Origin of the sequence: Neobacillus sp. NPDC058068 (assembly GCF_042885335.1) — a bacterium.
In the GTDB taxonomy this organism is placed as follows: Bacteria; Bacillota; Bacilli; order Bacillales; family Cytobacillaceae; genus Neobacillus.
Genome location: NZ_JBHVSI010000021.1, coordinates 82438 through 97687, shown reverse-complemented (window position 1 = coordinate 97687; position 15250 = coordinate 82438). Strand labels below are relative to the sequence as shown.

Annotated in this window: 10 protein-coding genes, 1 tRNA gene, 2 pseudogenes and 1 riboswitch; of the genes and pseudogenes, 3 read left to right on the top strand and 10 right to left on the bottom strand. The window is 42.6% G+C overall.

Annotation, left to right across the window (positions count from 1 at the left end; translation table 11 throughout):
• Positions 1 to 560: 560 nt before the first annotated feature.
• Positions 561 to 2600 (bottom strand): glycoside hydrolase family 3 protein, encoded by a 2040-nt coding sequence (locus ACFVSW_RS22300; RefSeq protein WP_387318812.1) that lies wholly within the window; start codon positions 2598 to 2600, stop codon positions 561 to 563.
• A 524-nt stretch (positions 2601 to 3124) separates the two neighbouring features.
• Between ACFVSW_RS22300 and ACFVSW_RS22295 the strand changes: the two are divergent.
• Positions 3125 to 3232: pseudogene (locus ACFVSW_RS22295) on the top strand (IS1595 family transposase); the annotation flags it as partial.
• 806 nt (positions 3233 to 4038) lie between these two features.
• Here ACFVSW_RS22295 and ACFVSW_RS22290 read toward each other — a convergent pair.
• The 6 genes and pseudogenes from ACFVSW_RS22290 to ACFVSW_RS22265 form a co-directional block, all read right to left on the bottom strand.
• Positions 4039 to 5201 (bottom strand): annotated as a pseudogene (locus ACFVSW_RS22290) (MFS transporter).
• A 105-nt stretch (positions 5202 to 5306) separates the two neighbouring features.
• Positions 5307 to 5406: riboswitch (purine riboswitch) on the bottom strand.
• 506 nt (positions 5407 to 5912) lie between these two features.
• Entirely contained in the window at positions 5913 to 8645 is a 2733-nt protein-coding gene (locus ACFVSW_RS22285) for a S8 family serine peptidase (RefSeq protein WP_387318809.1), read from the bottom strand.
• Positions 8646 to 9510: 865 nt separating this feature from the next.
• Positions 9511 to 9690: a tyrosine-type recombinase/integrase gene (locus ACFVSW_RS22280; RefSeq protein WP_387318808.1), complete on the bottom strand. Its 180-nt coding sequence runs from the start codon at positions 9688 to 9690 to the stop codon at positions 9511 to 9513.
• Positions 9691 to 9701: 11 nt separating this feature from the next.
• The gene (locus ACFVSW_RS22275) at positions 9702 to 9938 is read right to left on the bottom strand and encodes a tyrosine-type recombinase/integrase (protein ID WP_387318807.1); all 237 of its coding nucleotides are present in this window, start codon (positions 9936 to 9938) and stop codon (positions 9702 to 9704) included.
• Positions 9939 to 10089: 151 nt separating this feature from the next.
• On the bottom strand, positions 10090 to 10512 hold the full coding sequence (locus ACFVSW_RS22270) for a phage integrase SAM-like domain-containing protein (protein WP_387318806.1): 423 nt from the start codon (positions 10510 to 10512) through the stop codon (positions 10090 to 10092).
• A gap of 127 nt (positions 10513 to 10639) precedes the next feature.
• Positions 10640 to 10736 (bottom strand) — tRNA-Sec (locus ACFVSW_RS22265).
• A 308-nt stretch (positions 10737 to 11044) separates the two neighbouring features.
• Between ACFVSW_RS22265 and ACFVSW_RS22260 the strand changes: the two genes are divergently transcribed.
• The gene (locus tag ACFVSW_RS22260) at positions 11045 to 11476 is read left to right on the top strand and encodes a DUF2621 domain-containing protein (RefSeq protein WP_387318805.1); all 432 of its coding nucleotides are present in this window, start codon (positions 11045 to 11047) and stop codon (positions 11474 to 11476) included.
• Positions 11477 to 11555: 79 nt separating this feature from the next.
• Here the strand turns inward: ACFVSW_RS22260 and ACFVSW_RS22255 are convergent, their stop codons facing one another.
• Together ACFVSW_RS22255 and ACFVSW_RS22250 are read right to left on the bottom strand one after the other, a co-directional pair.
• The gene (locus ACFVSW_RS22255; protein WP_387318804.1) at positions 11556 to 12035 is read right to left on the bottom strand and encodes a CcdC family protein; all 480 of its coding nucleotides are present in this window, start codon (positions 12033 to 12035) and stop codon (positions 11556 to 11558) included.
• Between the two features lie 177 nt (positions 12036 to 12212).
• Positions 12213 to 12926: a cytochrome c biogenesis CcdA family protein gene (locus tag ACFVSW_RS22250; RefSeq protein ID WP_387318803.1), complete on the bottom strand. Its 714-nt coding sequence runs from the start codon at positions 12924 to 12926 to the stop codon at positions 12213 to 12215.
• A 274-nt stretch (positions 12927 to 13200) separates the two neighbouring features.
• Between ACFVSW_RS22250 and ACFVSW_RS22245 the strand changes: the two genes are divergently transcribed.
• Positions 13201 to 13377 (top strand): Spo0E family sporulation regulatory protein-aspartic acid phosphatase, encoded by a 177-nt coding sequence (locus tag ACFVSW_RS22245; RefSeq protein ID WP_387318802.1) that lies wholly within the window; start codon positions 13201 to 13203, stop codon positions 13375 to 13377.
• Between the two features lie 75 nt (positions 13378 to 13452).
• Here the strand turns inward: ACFVSW_RS22245 and ACFVSW_RS22240 are convergent, their stop codons facing one another.
• Positions 13453 to 15249, bottom strand: coding sequence for an ABC transporter ATP-binding protein (locus tag ACFVSW_RS22240; protein ID WP_387318801.1), 1797 nt, complete (start codon positions 15247 to 15249; stop codon positions 13453 to 13455).
• Position 15250: the final 1 nt, after the last annotated feature.

Genomic DNA, 15250 nt, shown 5'->3' with positions numbered 1-15250 from the left:
AGCTGAATAAGCTCTTTTAGACATAATAAATACTCCCCTTAAGAGTAGCCAGATTTTTTATTTTTTAATCTGTCTACCTTAAGGGGAGCATATCAGTTATTGCTGGTTGCGCCTTTTTCTAGTTGTGATTTATAATTTTAAAAATTTGGGCACCAAGCATGGCACCAAATTGCACCTAATATAAGAAATGACCTGCAGTTTCCTAAACTGTAGGTCGGAGGTTCGAATCCTCTTTGGGACGTCTCTTTAGAAAACGCTATGTTATCGTATTGTTTACCGCTCTTCACACTCATTGACCCCTCTCCATAACGAATCTATCACCATTATCGCCAAACTATGATTCTCATAACCATATAAATTTTCAATGCCTGGAGCTGGTTCTCACCCTGATTCTATTTGTTTTTAGACACTGTTACATTCGAGTCCAATATCCGCGGTCTTTCGTTAAAATCTCGCCTATTTCAATAAATAATCCGCCGAAGCCATTTATCAAAAAAAAGAGACCTCCTATTAAGGAGGTTCTCCGTCTCATTTGGTGAATATCACCTAATAAACTTCTATTAATATCCTAATCCATGGCCATATCCGTAGAGGACACTGCCGTCTTGGTTATAGATAGTAACCGGCAGTTTGCCGGTTGGTTTGTTGACTCCGAATATGGTGTTGGCTGATGCTTCGTAACTTGCTTCTCTCGTTCCATATTGTGCCAAGTAGGCATTGACGTTTGGATAGGCCATGATGTCATACGGATTGCGGAGTCCTACCCCAATCACTTCTGCGTCGGTTTCATCAATGATTTGGTTAACCAGCCTCATGAGATTGGCAGAAGGCAGTCTTCCAGCCACGTTAGAAGTATTTGTACCGACAATGATAAATTTTGCAGATTTGGCAGTAGTTAAATTAGCCCCGGACAGTAAAGTAGCACTGTTGATCACCGTTACATTGGAATGATGTTTTTGAACTTCGGGTCCAAGTGTAGTCGCATTCGAACCGACTACGACAATCCGATCGCCCGCTGCTGCTTTCAATGGAAGTACACCATTATTCTTTACAAGGGTAATCGATTTTTCCGCAGCTTCCTTTTCCAACTGTAAATGTTCCGCAGATCTCCAAACCTTCTCGGCGTTGGCAGCCATTTCATCAACATTCGGCGCTGCCTCTGGCTTGACAATGCCGCGATTTAATTTCAGTGTTAAAATCCGTTCAACGGATTGCTCAATTCTTTCGATAGAAAGATCACCAGAATTTACTGCCTCATAAAGCCCATTTGCAACAACGTCTAAACCAACAGGCATTAAGATAATATCCGCACCTGCTTTTACCGCACGAACGGCTGCATCGGCTGGGCCGAAATGATCGGCAATCGCCAGCATGTTCATTGCATCTGTTACGATAACGCCCTTAAAGCCCATCTCTTCTCGCATGAGACCGGTTAGCACCTTATGGGAAAGTGTTGCAGGAATGGCAATTTCAGTGCCATCCTTTTTCGAAATGGCTTTTGTATCGTCAATTTTCGGGAAAGTGACATGCGCTGTCATAACCGCGTCCATCCCGGCATCCATCGCCTGCTGGAATGGATATAATTCTACCTGTTTCAAACGTTCTTTTTCATGCCCCACTTCCGGAAGTCCTAAGTGAGAATCCACTGCCGTATCACCATGCCCTGGAAAATGCTTTGCTGTTGCGGCTGTACCCGTTGCCTGAAGTCCTCTAATATAGGCTTTGCCTAATTTAGCAACAAGCTCTGGATCTTCGCCAAACGAACGCACGCCAATCACTGGGTTGTCAGGATTATTGTTGACATCAAGTACTGGTCCAAAGTTGAAATTAATTCCAGCGGCATGAAGTTCCTCGCCAATCGCTTTTCCAACCTTTTCTGAGAGCTCTTCAGACCCTGCGGCACCAAGCGCCATGTTTCCTGGAAAATGAGTTCCGGATTGCAGACGAGTAGTATTTCCGCCCTCCTGGTCAATGGAAATTAATAGTCCATACTTTTCCGCGGCCTCCTGATAAGCGGCGACTAGCTTTGTTGTTTGTGTGGCTGTCACCGTGTTTGGTTGGAACAATAAGACCCCGCCCAGATGGTATTTTTTAACCTGCTCGGCCAGTTCATCGGTCATTACAGTTACTTCTTTACCTTTAAAATTACGGAAATCCGGCATCAGCAATTGCCCGACTTTTTCTTCCATGGTCATGTTTTTTATCGCATGGCCAATCAGATCATAGCGTTTGCCCTTTTCTTTTTCAACAAGGATCTGTCCCTGATTGCCTTTGAATTGGATTGCAATCCGGTCCGTGAAAATGCCATCGCTGACAGAGATAAACGTTTTTCCATTATGTCCCGATAACGTAACTGCGCCATCTTTGACAGATGCAACGTTTTTATTCGAGGAACTCCAGACCAAATTTTGCGAAGCCAGCATAAAGCGTCCGTCATCATATACATGAAGTGCCCTTAAATCAATTTTATTGTCGACAGCCTCACGCTCTACTTGGGGAACATTCAGGTCGATGACCAAGTCCTTAATTGCGGACTTCGCCGATGCACCGGAATGCGGGATTCCTGTTAACAAAAGAGCAACTGCCAAAAATGGGATCATCAACTTCTTGAAAAATTTTTTCACTGTTTCTCCTCCTCGTTTAATCTCTTTACACTCATTCGCTTTAACGTGCAGATTGAACCAGGTTTCTACAACATGATAAGTATTACGCTTTAGATTCCTCCTTTGGGGTTTATTGCAGGCGAAATACTATGTACAAAGGCAATGGTAGCGCTTACCACCTGTACCTTAAGCATATATCCCTAGTTCACAGTCGTCCATACTACTAAATGCTCATTCCAGAAATATCCAATTCGTTTTCCGGCCATTAAGACCTAGTGCTTTATGGCTGTTAGGGAAAGCTGCAGCAATTATGGTTGCGTCTGTAATGATGTTAGGTGCTTTTGGAAAGGCGGATCTAACACTGAAACCATTAAAGGGAGGTTGCTTCCCAAAAAAACAAAGCACCCTTTAAAGAGCACTTAATCATTGGCTCTTTTAAAGGATTATGTTGATATTTGAACAAAATCGAACTGTTGTTCTATAATAGTTATATAAATAAGGGCAAAAGTGAGTGATTTCAAATGGAGTTAATGGACATCATTAAGGAGATTCAAAAACTTAATACCGCAGACCAACTTCGTTTGAAGGAGTTTTTTACAAAATCTCTTACTTCCTATTCTGCAAGTGAAGAAAAAGAAGCTGCTCAGTTACTAGAGCAACTAATAAAATAAAATTTTCTATTAAATTCGTTGTGACCAAAAGGCGTTTTTTTCACTTTTTTCTAAAAATAGAATTCCTCTTATAGCTTCACATATGTCCTCAAAAACCCTTATATATCAAGGTTGGCGGGACTGCGTGGGAATCGAACCCACCAGACCTGGCACGCAGGTCTCAAGCAGTTTTGAAGTTTGCTACCACCTGTTTTTCTAGTATCTTGATGTACCCTTAAGTACTGATAAATCAAGCTTTCTTGATTCCTAGTGTTTTCATGTGATTTGTAATTTTAAAAATTCGGGCACCAAGCATGGCACCTGCACCTAAAAATTGGACGTGACTTTTTCCTCTAAATAAATACTTCTTTTACCAGTTAATTCACTTTAGATGAGGATTACTCACGTTTTTATAGGGGCAATTTTGCCTCGTTTATTAGTGAAATGGACGTGAAAGGCGTTTAGTTTAAAAGATGCTTTAGAGCGGTTAATTTGGGCGGGAATGCCGTTTTTAATTTCCTGCATTCCCGATAAGCATGCTTATCTCCAAGGAGAACAGTCATACGGTCCTCCTTGAAGGTTTATTTTAAAAAGGCAATAATAAATTTAAAGAAGGCTGCTCAAAGGCAGCCTCCTTTAAGGTTGAAAAATTATGTCTTCCCAACTATTCACTTTGTCGCAATCGCTAGAAGTTATGCTGGAGTGCCTTCTGGAAATTTGCTCCTGACCCCCAATATTGCATCTTATTAACGCGGCGGGGGTCAGGCACAAACATTAAGATGAGACTAGGCTGTAGTTCTATTTTCTCTTGTAATGGACGGTCTAGTTAAAGAAAAGACTGCACATACTAAGGAAATAACAACAATAACACTTCCAATCCAAGCTGTACTGGTTACTGTGCCGGTTTGATTTAACACAAAGCCGCCAATTGCAGACCCCAGCGAAATTCCGATTTGCAAGGCAGAATTATTAAAGCTTTGCTGTATATCTGATGTAACGGATCTGTCTGAATTAAATAGCTTTGCTGCGGCGGAGCCAGACTCCAGCTTAATGCTCCCCAAACCATCATCACCGGAATGAATAGAACAAGTGAAAACGTCGTTAATGGCAATAAACATAGGGCAATAGCAAAGGCACTAATGACGATGATAATGCTTTTTGGCGCGCCGATTCTATCCGAAAGTGTTCCACCGAATGCTCCTCCGGTTACGGCTGCAACTCCAAATACAAAATAACAGATACTAATCCAATATGAATTTAAATGAAGATTCGTTTCCAAAAATGGGGTGAAATAGGCATAAAGTGTATAATGTCCTGCAAGCAAAAACAAAGTAGCAAGATGGGCACTGCCTATTTTCGCACTTCCTACTGCTTTTAATTGTTGCGAGAGTGGAATCGTATTTTCCCCGGGAATGCGCTCCAAAAATAATGAAATAAGCACCATTGACCCGATTGATAACACCGCGATTCCAAGGAAAATTACACGCCATCCAAAGGTATTGGAAATCAGGATTCCTAGTGGCACGCCCAGAACTAGCGACAATGCCCATATAAATAAGACCCAAAGCCTTTGCCCGGTGGGCAGGGGCAACCACTTTTGCAGCAATCGTCAAGGAAAGCACAACGATAAGTGCTGTACTCGTGGCAGTTAACACCCTTGCAACCATCATAAAGGAAAAATTCGGACTGAAATAGGTCATGATATTACCTAGAAAAAAACGAATAAGGAAATAAGATACACTTTCTTGCGTTCCATCTTGCTAGTTAATACAAGCAAAACCAGTCCGGCAACGGCATAGATAAGCGCAAACACTGTAATTAGCTGTCCGGCAGAGCTTAAGGAAATACTGAAATCTTCGGTGATGGCCGGCAAGATCCCGCCTACGATTAATTCAACTAGTCCAACTGCGACCGTCGATAATGCTAGTATAAAGACATTTAAATTCATAGTCTGTTTCTCTTCCTTTATTACTTAAATGATTGTAAAAGGAAAAGGCTTGAAGTAGAGGGTTATTCCTTTTCAGAAAATAACAAAAAATCCTGATTACAAAAAACGAATAAATTCATTTTCTGTAATCAGGATTTTAAGGTTCCTGGTAGAGACCCTCAAGCCATATTCTTGAGGTTATACAGGTACTATATAGTTTAATAGTATTCACTTTGTAAATTTTATTACAATGCATTCTACATTTTAAGTGTGGATTTTTTCCATAGAGCTTGATGCCAAACCCACTGGCCCCGAGTTACCGAATCTCGGAATTCATCAAAACCCTGAAATTTTAGATCAATACATGCCCTGGTCAAAAATGATTCAGGCAGAATATAGCAAATAAATGAAAGAACCGAAATTCGATTAAAAAAATCAGAATTTACGGCTATTTGTGCTCCGTACCGGAGGGTGCGCTTGTTTTTTATATTTCGGGCTTCAGAATAAAGTAGGGAAACCCTTCTCGAGGCTTCCCTACTTTATTGCTTGATATTTACACTGTTAATTCGTTGGTGAGTTGGTATCCTAAATTAGTGTGTTATTTCTATCGTTATTTGTATCATTCTCCCCCGTAACTGTACCCGTTACTTTAAGCGTCCAGGCTTTAATTTTTTCCTGTATACTTATGGGGAGCACTTCAATTGCAAAATGGGAATTTCTTATTTTCGGATACTATTTCCACTGATTGATTAAATAATCAGTATTTGCTTGTAATATATTAAAGGCTTTTTCGGAAATAAATTTGTTTGAATAATGGTTGTCTAGTAGTACCTTGAAACCATTCAAATGTTTTTGGACTTTGTCCCTTAATCCTATTTCTTCGTAAAAGCTTAAGGCAGTCAGATGCGTTGACAACATTCTGGCAGCGTCGTTATTTGTAATGTCCCCATCATGCTGGAAGTTTTCTACAAGCTTCTTCATATTTGCAGCATTGGACTGCACCGCAAGCATGACGGTCAGCGTCACGCTATTGTTCTGATAAGACACCCTGAACAGGTAGCCCCCTGCCTGCCACACGCGATTTTCGGGCATCTGGGCGAATCTGCCCGTGACCGACCCGCCCTTCATGATGGTCAGTACGGTACCCTGGGTCAAGGCTCCTTGCACATCCAGGATCAGTTCTCCATCCTCTAGCACTAGGTCCCCCTCACCCTCTACGCTCGTATAGTCGCTATCGCTCCTAACGGTCACGGCGAGGCGACCCTTGCGGCTGATGCGCACATCCCCGCCGACGTTCAGGACATTGCCTGGGGCGTCGGTGAAGAGCGCCGCGGCTTCCTTCGGCGCGATACCGGGCTCCAGCACGCCGCTGTCGACGTCGATGCTACCGGCCACGCTGCCGCTGCCGCCGAGAGTGCCGCCCTGGACGCCGATCGAGCTTGTGTGCGAGCCGGTGATCGAAAGCTTACCGCCTTCAACCGTCGTGCCGCCCTCGTTGGTGTTATGGCCCGTCATGATCAGCGTCCCGGGGCCCTGCTTGGTCAGAGAAGCTGTGTAGAGGTTGTTGTCGATTTTGTTCTGAATGTTGGCTGCGCGCGCATCCATCCATTCTTTGCGCCACTTGACGGCGTCCTCATAGGTGATCTTATCGTACAACTCGGGATGGCCGTTAGTGATTGCTTGGATGTAAGGATCACCCAAAATGCCCTGAACCATAAAGGCCTGTTTGTTAAGCGTGCCGTCCGGATTCAGCACGTTGGGACTGAATTCACCGGCGTAGGCAATCCCTTGCTTCTTGTAGCCCGCCAGCCACTCCAGATCTTCTCGTTCCCTTTCCTTGATCGCGATCTGGCTGATGTCGTTCGACCAGATGTCCATGGGCGCTTTATTCATGTTGTAGGTCATGGGGCTCAGGAACTGGCCGGGGCCGTACATGCCCTTGGCCAGATCGGGAATCCCCCAGCCCCAGCGTTCGTCCGGAAGACCTTCGGGAGCGGTCCAGGCGATGGATGCTCCGGTGGGGGATGTTTGCCCGGTGCCGAGGAATCTCACGTCGTCGGACATTTTATTGTTCGCCGTGGTGAACATCAGCTCACGCACCTGCATGGCGTCCATGTCTGGATAGCGGGAGAGCAGAACCCCCATCACTGCTGTCGCAACGGGCGTTGCCGGTGACGTGCCGCTTGAGTTTGAATAGCTAGTATCACCACTGCTGCTCGTGGTCATAACGTTGTTTGAAGGGGTAGACACGGTAAACCATTTGGCGAGCCCCGCCTCGTTAAATCCGTACTGCTTTGTGTATTCGGGAATGGTCGCAGTTGGCGGTTGCACCCCGCTGACGGCTACCCACTGATTTTCCGCCCTGGGATTGAAGAGGGGATACGCTGGGCGAAAATACGGGTTGTTCCAGTCGTTGTTGCCGGCCGACCTTACGTTGACGGTACCGCTGTCCTTGATGGCGTCCCAGGTGGCCTCCATAAAGGATCGTCCGGGGTAGTTCGGATTATATTGAATGCCGTCTTCCGAATAGCTTTTCTTGAACAAGAAATACTGGTACTCCAGATCCTTCAGGTACTCGTTGGGGATAGTAGTACTCATTGCCGTGGCGCTGGCGCTGTCTTTGCCAATCAGTTGATAAGCGTTGGCGCGGTTGCCGTTGGCTCCAAGATCGTTTCCTGAACCGTCATAGCGGGTTCTGTCAAGAGTCTGGACATAAGAGCCCCAACTGCTGTTGATGACCTGGGCGCCTGCGTCGACCAGGGCCTTATTGGCTGTATACCAGTACACGTAATCGTGGAAGGGACCGTGGGACTGGCTATCGGAACCGCCGGTCTTGGCAGCATATACCTTCGATCCAAAGGCGATGCCGTGCATGTCTTTACCATCGCGGATGCCGGAGATAACCCCAAGCATACCGGTCCCGTGCGAGTAGTCACTTGTTTTCCCCTGATCACCGGCCACAGTGAACCACTCGCCCGCAGTAAACGGGTTCGCCGGGGTTGCGCTACGATACCCGTAGCCGGACGTGCCGTAGACACCCTCCGCTCTCACCGAATCGATCAGCTCGGTCTGAAATGCTTCGTGTGTAGCCCTGTAGCCCGAATCCATTATGCCCAGCGTGACGCCCTGCCCGAAATACCCCAGGGCGTAGGCTGTGGACGCGTTTACCGCGGCGAGCTGCCATGGGGAATTGATCGTTGTGCCAGGAGTAGAAGGATTATGGCCGGTATAATAACCATATTCCGGCGTTTCCCAACTGGCTTTAGCGGCTGCCATTTCCCCTGGATTCTTGGCGACAAAGCCGGGGTCTTCCGGGTACGTCCACGAAAGCGCGCTGGCCGGAGAACCGGAAAAGACCAGTAAGGACGAGCAAACAATAAGCGAATGGAAAAATTTCAACCCCTTTCTTTGTTGCCACTTTGTCACAATGCCATTTTGCCGACTTGGTTGATGCTTAGTTTCCATTTTTTGAACCCCCCCCAATTTAGATTTTGAAATTGTCGCGCCGCTATAGCGCTAAAGCGTGCCTCCACCAACGTCAAAGATGGGGGCACTGGTCCGGCGAAGTAAAACGCCTCATTTTCGTTGAACGCTTTTTAACCTTGCCCGCTCCAACCGCACGTCTCCAAAACCACCTTCCTTCATGGCTGAAAAAAGTTATTCAGCCTTTTTATAAGTGCATTCCCGCAATACGTGAAGCTCAAGTACATGTTCTTTTATAGTAATTACCTCCCTTTTGCTCTCTTTTCAGAGAAGCGTTTTGATAACCTTGCAAAAAGTCCGAAGAACGAGATTTTTCACTGCGTGACCTCCGGCTTCCATAAAGACAACCTCCGCGCGGAACTTCAATATCCCCTTGAGATTTTGAGATTGCCGTGGCGCTCTGGGCCTTACACTTGCTCATTAAATAATCTATATATATCTTCTCTGCCACTAAGAAAAGCGTATATGTAAATATTTGTATCAAACACTACCTTCATTTTTTGCTTTTATCGTTTCGTACTTGTTGCAACAACTCATCGCATTCTTCCTTGGTTAATCTTGGTATATTCTCCTCCTCCTTCCTTGGATAATATTGATATATTATCCTCTTCCTTTATTTGGCAAAGAGAAAAATTTACCTGCCAAACTTTTCGGTGATTTCCACCAAAATCAATTATATTACTGAATATTTGAAATTTTTGTATTATCCTGTCAAGCACCCAAAAATAAGAAAATAGTAATTGATAGAAATAATGATTTATAATACAAAAGTCCTACTTTCCGGTCACAGAAAAGCAGGACTTTTTACGAGTTGTGCCATGATACAAATTGATTAAGAGATTTATTGTTAGTGAACGTATTTTCGTACCATATTCATTGTCGAGTGATCTAGGATACGTTGCAACGTAAATGCATCCCCTCCGATTAATATATAAAATTTTGCAAAAGTATGGCGAAATGTATGGGGAGAAACTCGAACATTTGTAATATTTGCTTTTACCCCATATTCTTTTATTCTAGCTCTCACCCAACTGGGGTCTATTTCACCACCATAGTTTGATAAAAAGATAAAATCACTTTTTTAAATATGCTGTTTTCTTTTAATAATGTATTTAAAGCCTTCGCGGTTTTTTGGGATAAAGGTAGAATTCTTGCGTGTGGGTTTTTTGCTAATGGTGCTGGAACTTTAATAATTTTTTGTTCATAATCAAAGTCTTTTTTTCTCAATCCTAAAGCTTCATTACATCTAATGCCGGTATCTAAAAATAACAACATTAACGCATACTCTCAAAAACCAGCATAAGTCCGTTGATTGGGCTGATTCAACAATTCAATAATTTGTTGTTTGGAGAATGCTTGAATAGTATCCTCTTCTGTTTTCATTAACTTGACTCTTTCAGTTGGATTTCTTTTTATATATCCTTCCTCATAGAGAAATTTTAAAAAAACATTTCAAAGTTCTTAATCTAATATTTACAGTAAAGGGCGATAACCCTTTTTTATCTGTTTTGAATTGACAGGATTCTTTGGGATGATCATCCCAAAGGTTTTTTTCTTTACTCATATAATACACATAATCTCGAATGTTTTCTGTCGTTACTTCATCTGCATATTTAATATCCGGATACTTTTTCTCTAAAAAGGATAAAAAATATTTAAAAGTTACTCGGTGTTCTTTTAATGTCCGTGGCCGCAAGCCCTCTAGTCCTTTAGCACGGAAAAAAGTTTCAAACATACCCCCAAGTGTCTTTCCGTGATCCATTTGAGTCTTTTCCTCTTCGATAAATAGTCGGTTACCAACAGTGCTTTTTCCTTTTGTTTTGCCATAAAAAAGCCTCTTTTGCTTCATTGGGTTCCCAACATAGCAAAAGAGGCTCCTCAGTCTGTTTGATATTACCCTACACAGTCTTAGTGTAAAACAATTCTTCTAACCAAATTTATCCAAACGTTTAAAAACATTGATATATCAATCTTTTTGGCGGGACTGCGTGGGAATCGAACCCACCAGACCTGGCACGCAGGTCTCAAGCAGTTTTGAAGACTGTGGAGGACACCAGTACCCCATTCAGCCCCACGGATGTTAAATAATGATGGTGGATGGACTATTGTTCCACAGCCATTTCGCCAAAGGCCTAACCAGTCTCGCTTACCATCATTTGTCCCCATAATACAATGGAATATAGTATTAATCAATAGAGTTGGCTGTTTTGTCACTTTTTCGACAACCTTTGCACACTTTGATGTTTGCTTATTCCACCCAATATCAATGGATATGATTCTAGCTAATCGTTTCTCTTGTTTCAAATTGTGACGTTTGCTTGTCATTTCCCCTGAAATCAGACTATAATGAAATGAAAAATAGTATTTTGTAGGTGAATAATATGCAGCAGCTCCATGGTTGGTTTTTGTGGTTTATCTTATTTTGGGTTGTTTTTTTGGTTGGTTCTTTCGCCATTGGCGGATTTTTTATGTTCCGAAAGTTTTTGAAGAAAATGCCGAAAGAAGACGGTAAGTCGGTGATGGATTGGGAAGAGCATTATGTGAAGGAATCGCATCACTTATGGGGTCCCACCGAGAAGGCTTTGCTTGAGGATTTGGTCAGCCCTGTTCCAGAATTATTCCGCGATGTTGCCCGGCATAAAATTGCGGGGAGAATCGGCGAGCTTGCCTTAAGTGAAAAGGCTCCGCAAATTACGGAAGAGCTTGTGATTCGCGGCTATATCCAGGCAACGCCTAAAAGGGATCATAAATTTCTGCGCAAAAAGCTGTTTGAAAATCGAATTGATGTCGCGCCATACGAGCATTTATTCTAAACCGTCCCAAATCCGGACGGTTTTTTATTTTTCATAAAAATAAAAAACACTGACCCAGAAAGAATCAGTGTCCATATATTTATATCATTTTACTCCCATGCTGCTCTCGATAAAGCTTCATATATGACCGGTACATCGCCACACGCCACGGAACAATCATACTGAATGCAAGCAGGAAGAACATGCCGCTTAGCTGGCCAAATTCAATCGTGCTGCTTAAGATGGTTTTTGCGACAAGGCGGACAACTAACAAACCCATTAAAATAACAATAAATGCTTTTGACCGTTTTAAATAAATTTCTTTGTCACGAATCTCAAATTTAGAGGTTTTAACCAGCAAAATCGAAAAAAGCATGCCCACCACTACAGCCTCTAAAATTTCCATCGAAGATAATCTAAATTCCGGTACGAAATACATAAGTGCACCGCTGGACATAAAAACAGGCGGCAAGATAATTTTTTTTACACTTGCAGGTTTATTTGCAGCTTTCATCCGGACAAACATGGCAAAAATGCCCATCAAAACTGCTCCAATTGAAGAAACAACAACGTAGTTCATTGGTTCATTCTTCCCTTATCTAATTATTTTCTAACTCATTATAGCTCAAATCATCGCTGTTGTTAAAAATTTTTGATTGTATTTCTGTTCCCAATATTGAATGAGCATAGGTAACGAATACAAAAAAAGGAAAGACCATGTTAGAGCATCCTAAATGGTTAAGATCTTATCGCTATATTAAAGCGGTGAATTAAAATCGCCAAATATTGCAGAGAAGATCGAAATGATTTTTGTCATCCAGTCAAAAAACAGGACAATCCCCATGATAATCATCAGGTAGCCGCCAACCTTCATAATAACTCCGCTGTATGTACGGATCCATTTCATGCGCCCGATAAAGAACGAGAGGATTAAAAAGGGAATTGCAAACCCTAACGAATAGGCCGTCATGTATAAAACACCTGAGCTCGGGTTCGAAGCCGCAAGCGAGATTACGATTGTCAATATTGGACCCGTACAAGGCGTCCAGCCAGCCGCAAAGGCCATTCCAATAAGGACTGAGCCTAGATAACCTGAGGGACGGTTTTTAAATTCAAATCGTCTTTCTTTCATCATAAATTGCGGGTTTAATATTCCCACAATGATTAGTCCAAAGAAAACGATGAAAATCCCGCCAAGCTGACGAATTAAATCTTTATATTCTACGAAAAAACGACCGATAAAAAATGTGGTTCCAAAACCAATCACAATAAAGATGACTGAAAAACCCAAGAGAAAAAACAGTGTATGGAATAGACTGCGCTTTTGAAGCATGGCATTTTCGCTTTTTAGTTCACCGACAGACATTCCGGTGATGTACGATAGAAACGCTGGATAAAGGGGTAGACAGCATGGCGAGATAAAGCTCATAAATCCTGCCCCTAATGCTAGAAATATATTTACATCAGACATATTAACACTCCCACTATAGTCGATACCTCTCCATTCTAACAAAACATTTGAGCAAAAGATAATGATTACAATGAATATTTTGTGTCACTAAGATGATCACTTCATAATACTTTCACAATTTCAAAGAGACAACAAAATTGATTGGATATTTTCCTACAAATGTCTTTGAAGTAATTTACATTATAGGTTATACTAGTAAAACAGCACCATTTTGGTAGTCTTTTATTCTCTTATATACCAAAAAACGGGAGTTACTCCGGAAAGGACATCGGCCGTGATCAAACAGGATTTAGTTGCATTAATCGAGAAAAAACGAGCTGAATTAATTCAAGTCGCTATAACCAACGGCTTGAGTTCCTCCGTTGCAATTCGCTACAGCCAGGAACTTGATCATCTTTTAAATGAATATAATCGAAACTATATTAAAAAAGTTCCATCCTCCGCCTGTTAAAGGTTAAACTTCTTGAACAAAATAGACCAATAGTATGGGAAAAGCCTGGCATAATGCCAGGCTTTTCTGCTTTTCCTATCCATTCACTACATCCTCTAAACGTTCTACCGCGCCGTTTTGCAACAGAAACATTTTATGATAGAGTCCACCAAGTGCGAGCAGCTCTTGATGCGTTCCTCGTTCGACGATTTCCCCTTGATGCAATACGAGGATTAAATCAGCATCTTGGATGGTTGATAAACGGTGGGCAATTGCGATTGTTGTCCGCCCTTTGCGCATTTTCGCCAGCGCCGTTTGGATGGCTTCTTCTGTTTCCGTATCAATATTGGCTGTCGCCTCATCGAGCACTAATATTTTCGGGTTAGCCGCAATCGTTCTGGCAAAGGCAATTAATTGCCGCTGTCCGCTTGAGAAAGTCGCTCCCCGCTCGACCACCTTATGGTCAAAACCATCCTCAAGCCTGTCGATAAACGTGTGCGCTTGAACGAATCTTGCCGCTTCCTTCACCTGTTCATCTGTCAAACTTTCATTATGAAGGCGAATATTATCCTTTACTGTCCCGTAGAACAAAAACGGATCCTGCAGCACTAGCCCCATCTTCTCTCTTAGTTCAGGCTTGGTAAAGTGTCGAATCGATTCCCCGTCAATCAAAATTTCCCCACGTTCAAACTCATAAAAACGCATCATCAAATTTATGATGGAGCTCTTTCCACTGCCTGTGTGACCGACCAGTGCGACCGTTTCACCGGGATTCGCGGTAAAGGATATATTTTTCAAAACATCCCGTTTACCATCGTAGGAAAAACTTAAATCCTTGAACTCAATCTTACCTTGTTTAATGGCAATCTTCTTCTCATCCGTTTGAGCCGGAGCCAGCTCTTCTTCATCTAACAATCGAAACACGCGGGAGCCGGCAACGATTGCCTGCTGGTATAAGGAAAGCCTCATCATCATTTGGTTTACCGGCTCAAAGAAACGGTCTAAATAATTGATAAACGCGTAGATGACCCCAATTTCCACACTGTGCTGGAAGGAAGTAATCCCAAAATAGCTTAAAACAATAATGAGGGCAAAAATATAAATCAAATCAATCGCCGGTCTTAGCAAAAGACCATCAATTTTAATATTTTTCATTCCTGCCTTGTAGTGCTGCTCGTTAATGTCGCCAAATTCATGACGAAGGCGTTTTTCCTGGCGAAAAACTTGGATAATCGACATTCCCGAAAGCGACTCCGCCAGCTTAGCATTCAATTGGCTCAATCTCTCGCGCATATCAAGGTAAAATCGTGAGCTTAATTTTCGATATAAGTTCATTACAAACAATAGGATCGGAATAATTATGACGCAAAACAGTGCCAGCTTCACATTCAAAATAAACATTGCAATAAAAATACCTGTCAACAGAAAGCCACTTTGAATAAATGTGGCAATGACGGTGACAAACATATCTTTAATCGCTTCGGTATCATTCGTCACCCGGGATACGATACTTCCCGCAGGGGTTTTATCAAAGTATTTCAAACCAAGTGACTGGACTTTTGAAAACACATCGATCCGGAGCTGCTTAATAATGTATAGGGCAATCTCCTGAAATTTCACAAATTGAAAAAACATCAAGACAGCCTTTACAATTTGAATCCCCATGTAAATGGAGCCGAGAATCAATAATGGCTGAAATTCAAGCTTACCCGGTGTCAAATAATCATCGATAAAGATTTTGACTAAATACGGCAGGACGATATCTCCTATGGTTGTTAAGAGCAGCAGAACGAAGGCGATGCTGATCATTTTCTTATGTGGTTTTGTATAAGAAAGAAGACGGAACAATATCTTTCTTTGTTCACGTTCTGACAGCTGCAATTTTTCTTCCATC

Coding starts and splice junctions, on each gene's coding strand:
- ACFVSW_RS22260 (WP_387318805.1), top strand. CDS start 11,045: ATGCAGCAGCTCCATGGTTGGTTTTTGTGGTTTATCTTATTTTGGGTT.
- ACFVSW_RS22255 (WP_387318804.1), bottom strand. CDS start 12,035: ATGAACTACGTTGTTGTTTCTTCAATTGGAGCAGTTTTGATGGGCATT.
- ACFVSW_RS22240 (WP_387318801.1), bottom strand. CDS start 15,249: ATGGAAGAAAAATTGCAGCTGTCAGAACGTGAACAAAGAAAGATATTG.
- ACFVSW_RS22300 (WP_387318812.1), bottom strand. CDS start 2,600: ATGATCCCATTTTTGGCAGTTGCTCTTTTGTTAACAGGAATCCCGCAT.
- ACFVSW_RS22250 (WP_387318803.1), bottom strand. CDS start 12,926: ATGTCTGATGTAAATATATTTCTAGCATTAGGGGCAGGATTTATGAGC.
- ACFVSW_RS22275 (WP_387318807.1), bottom strand. CDS start 9,938: ATGTTGTTATTTTTAGATACCGGCATTAGATGTAATGAAGCTTTAGGA.
- ACFVSW_RS22285 (WP_387318809.1), bottom strand. CDS start 8,645: ATGGAAACTAAGCATCAACCAAGTCGGCAAAATGGCATTGTGACAAAG.
- ACFVSW_RS22270 (WP_387318806.1), bottom strand. CDS start 10,512: ATGAAGCAAAAGAGGCTTTTTTATGGCAAAACAAAAGGAAAAAGCACT.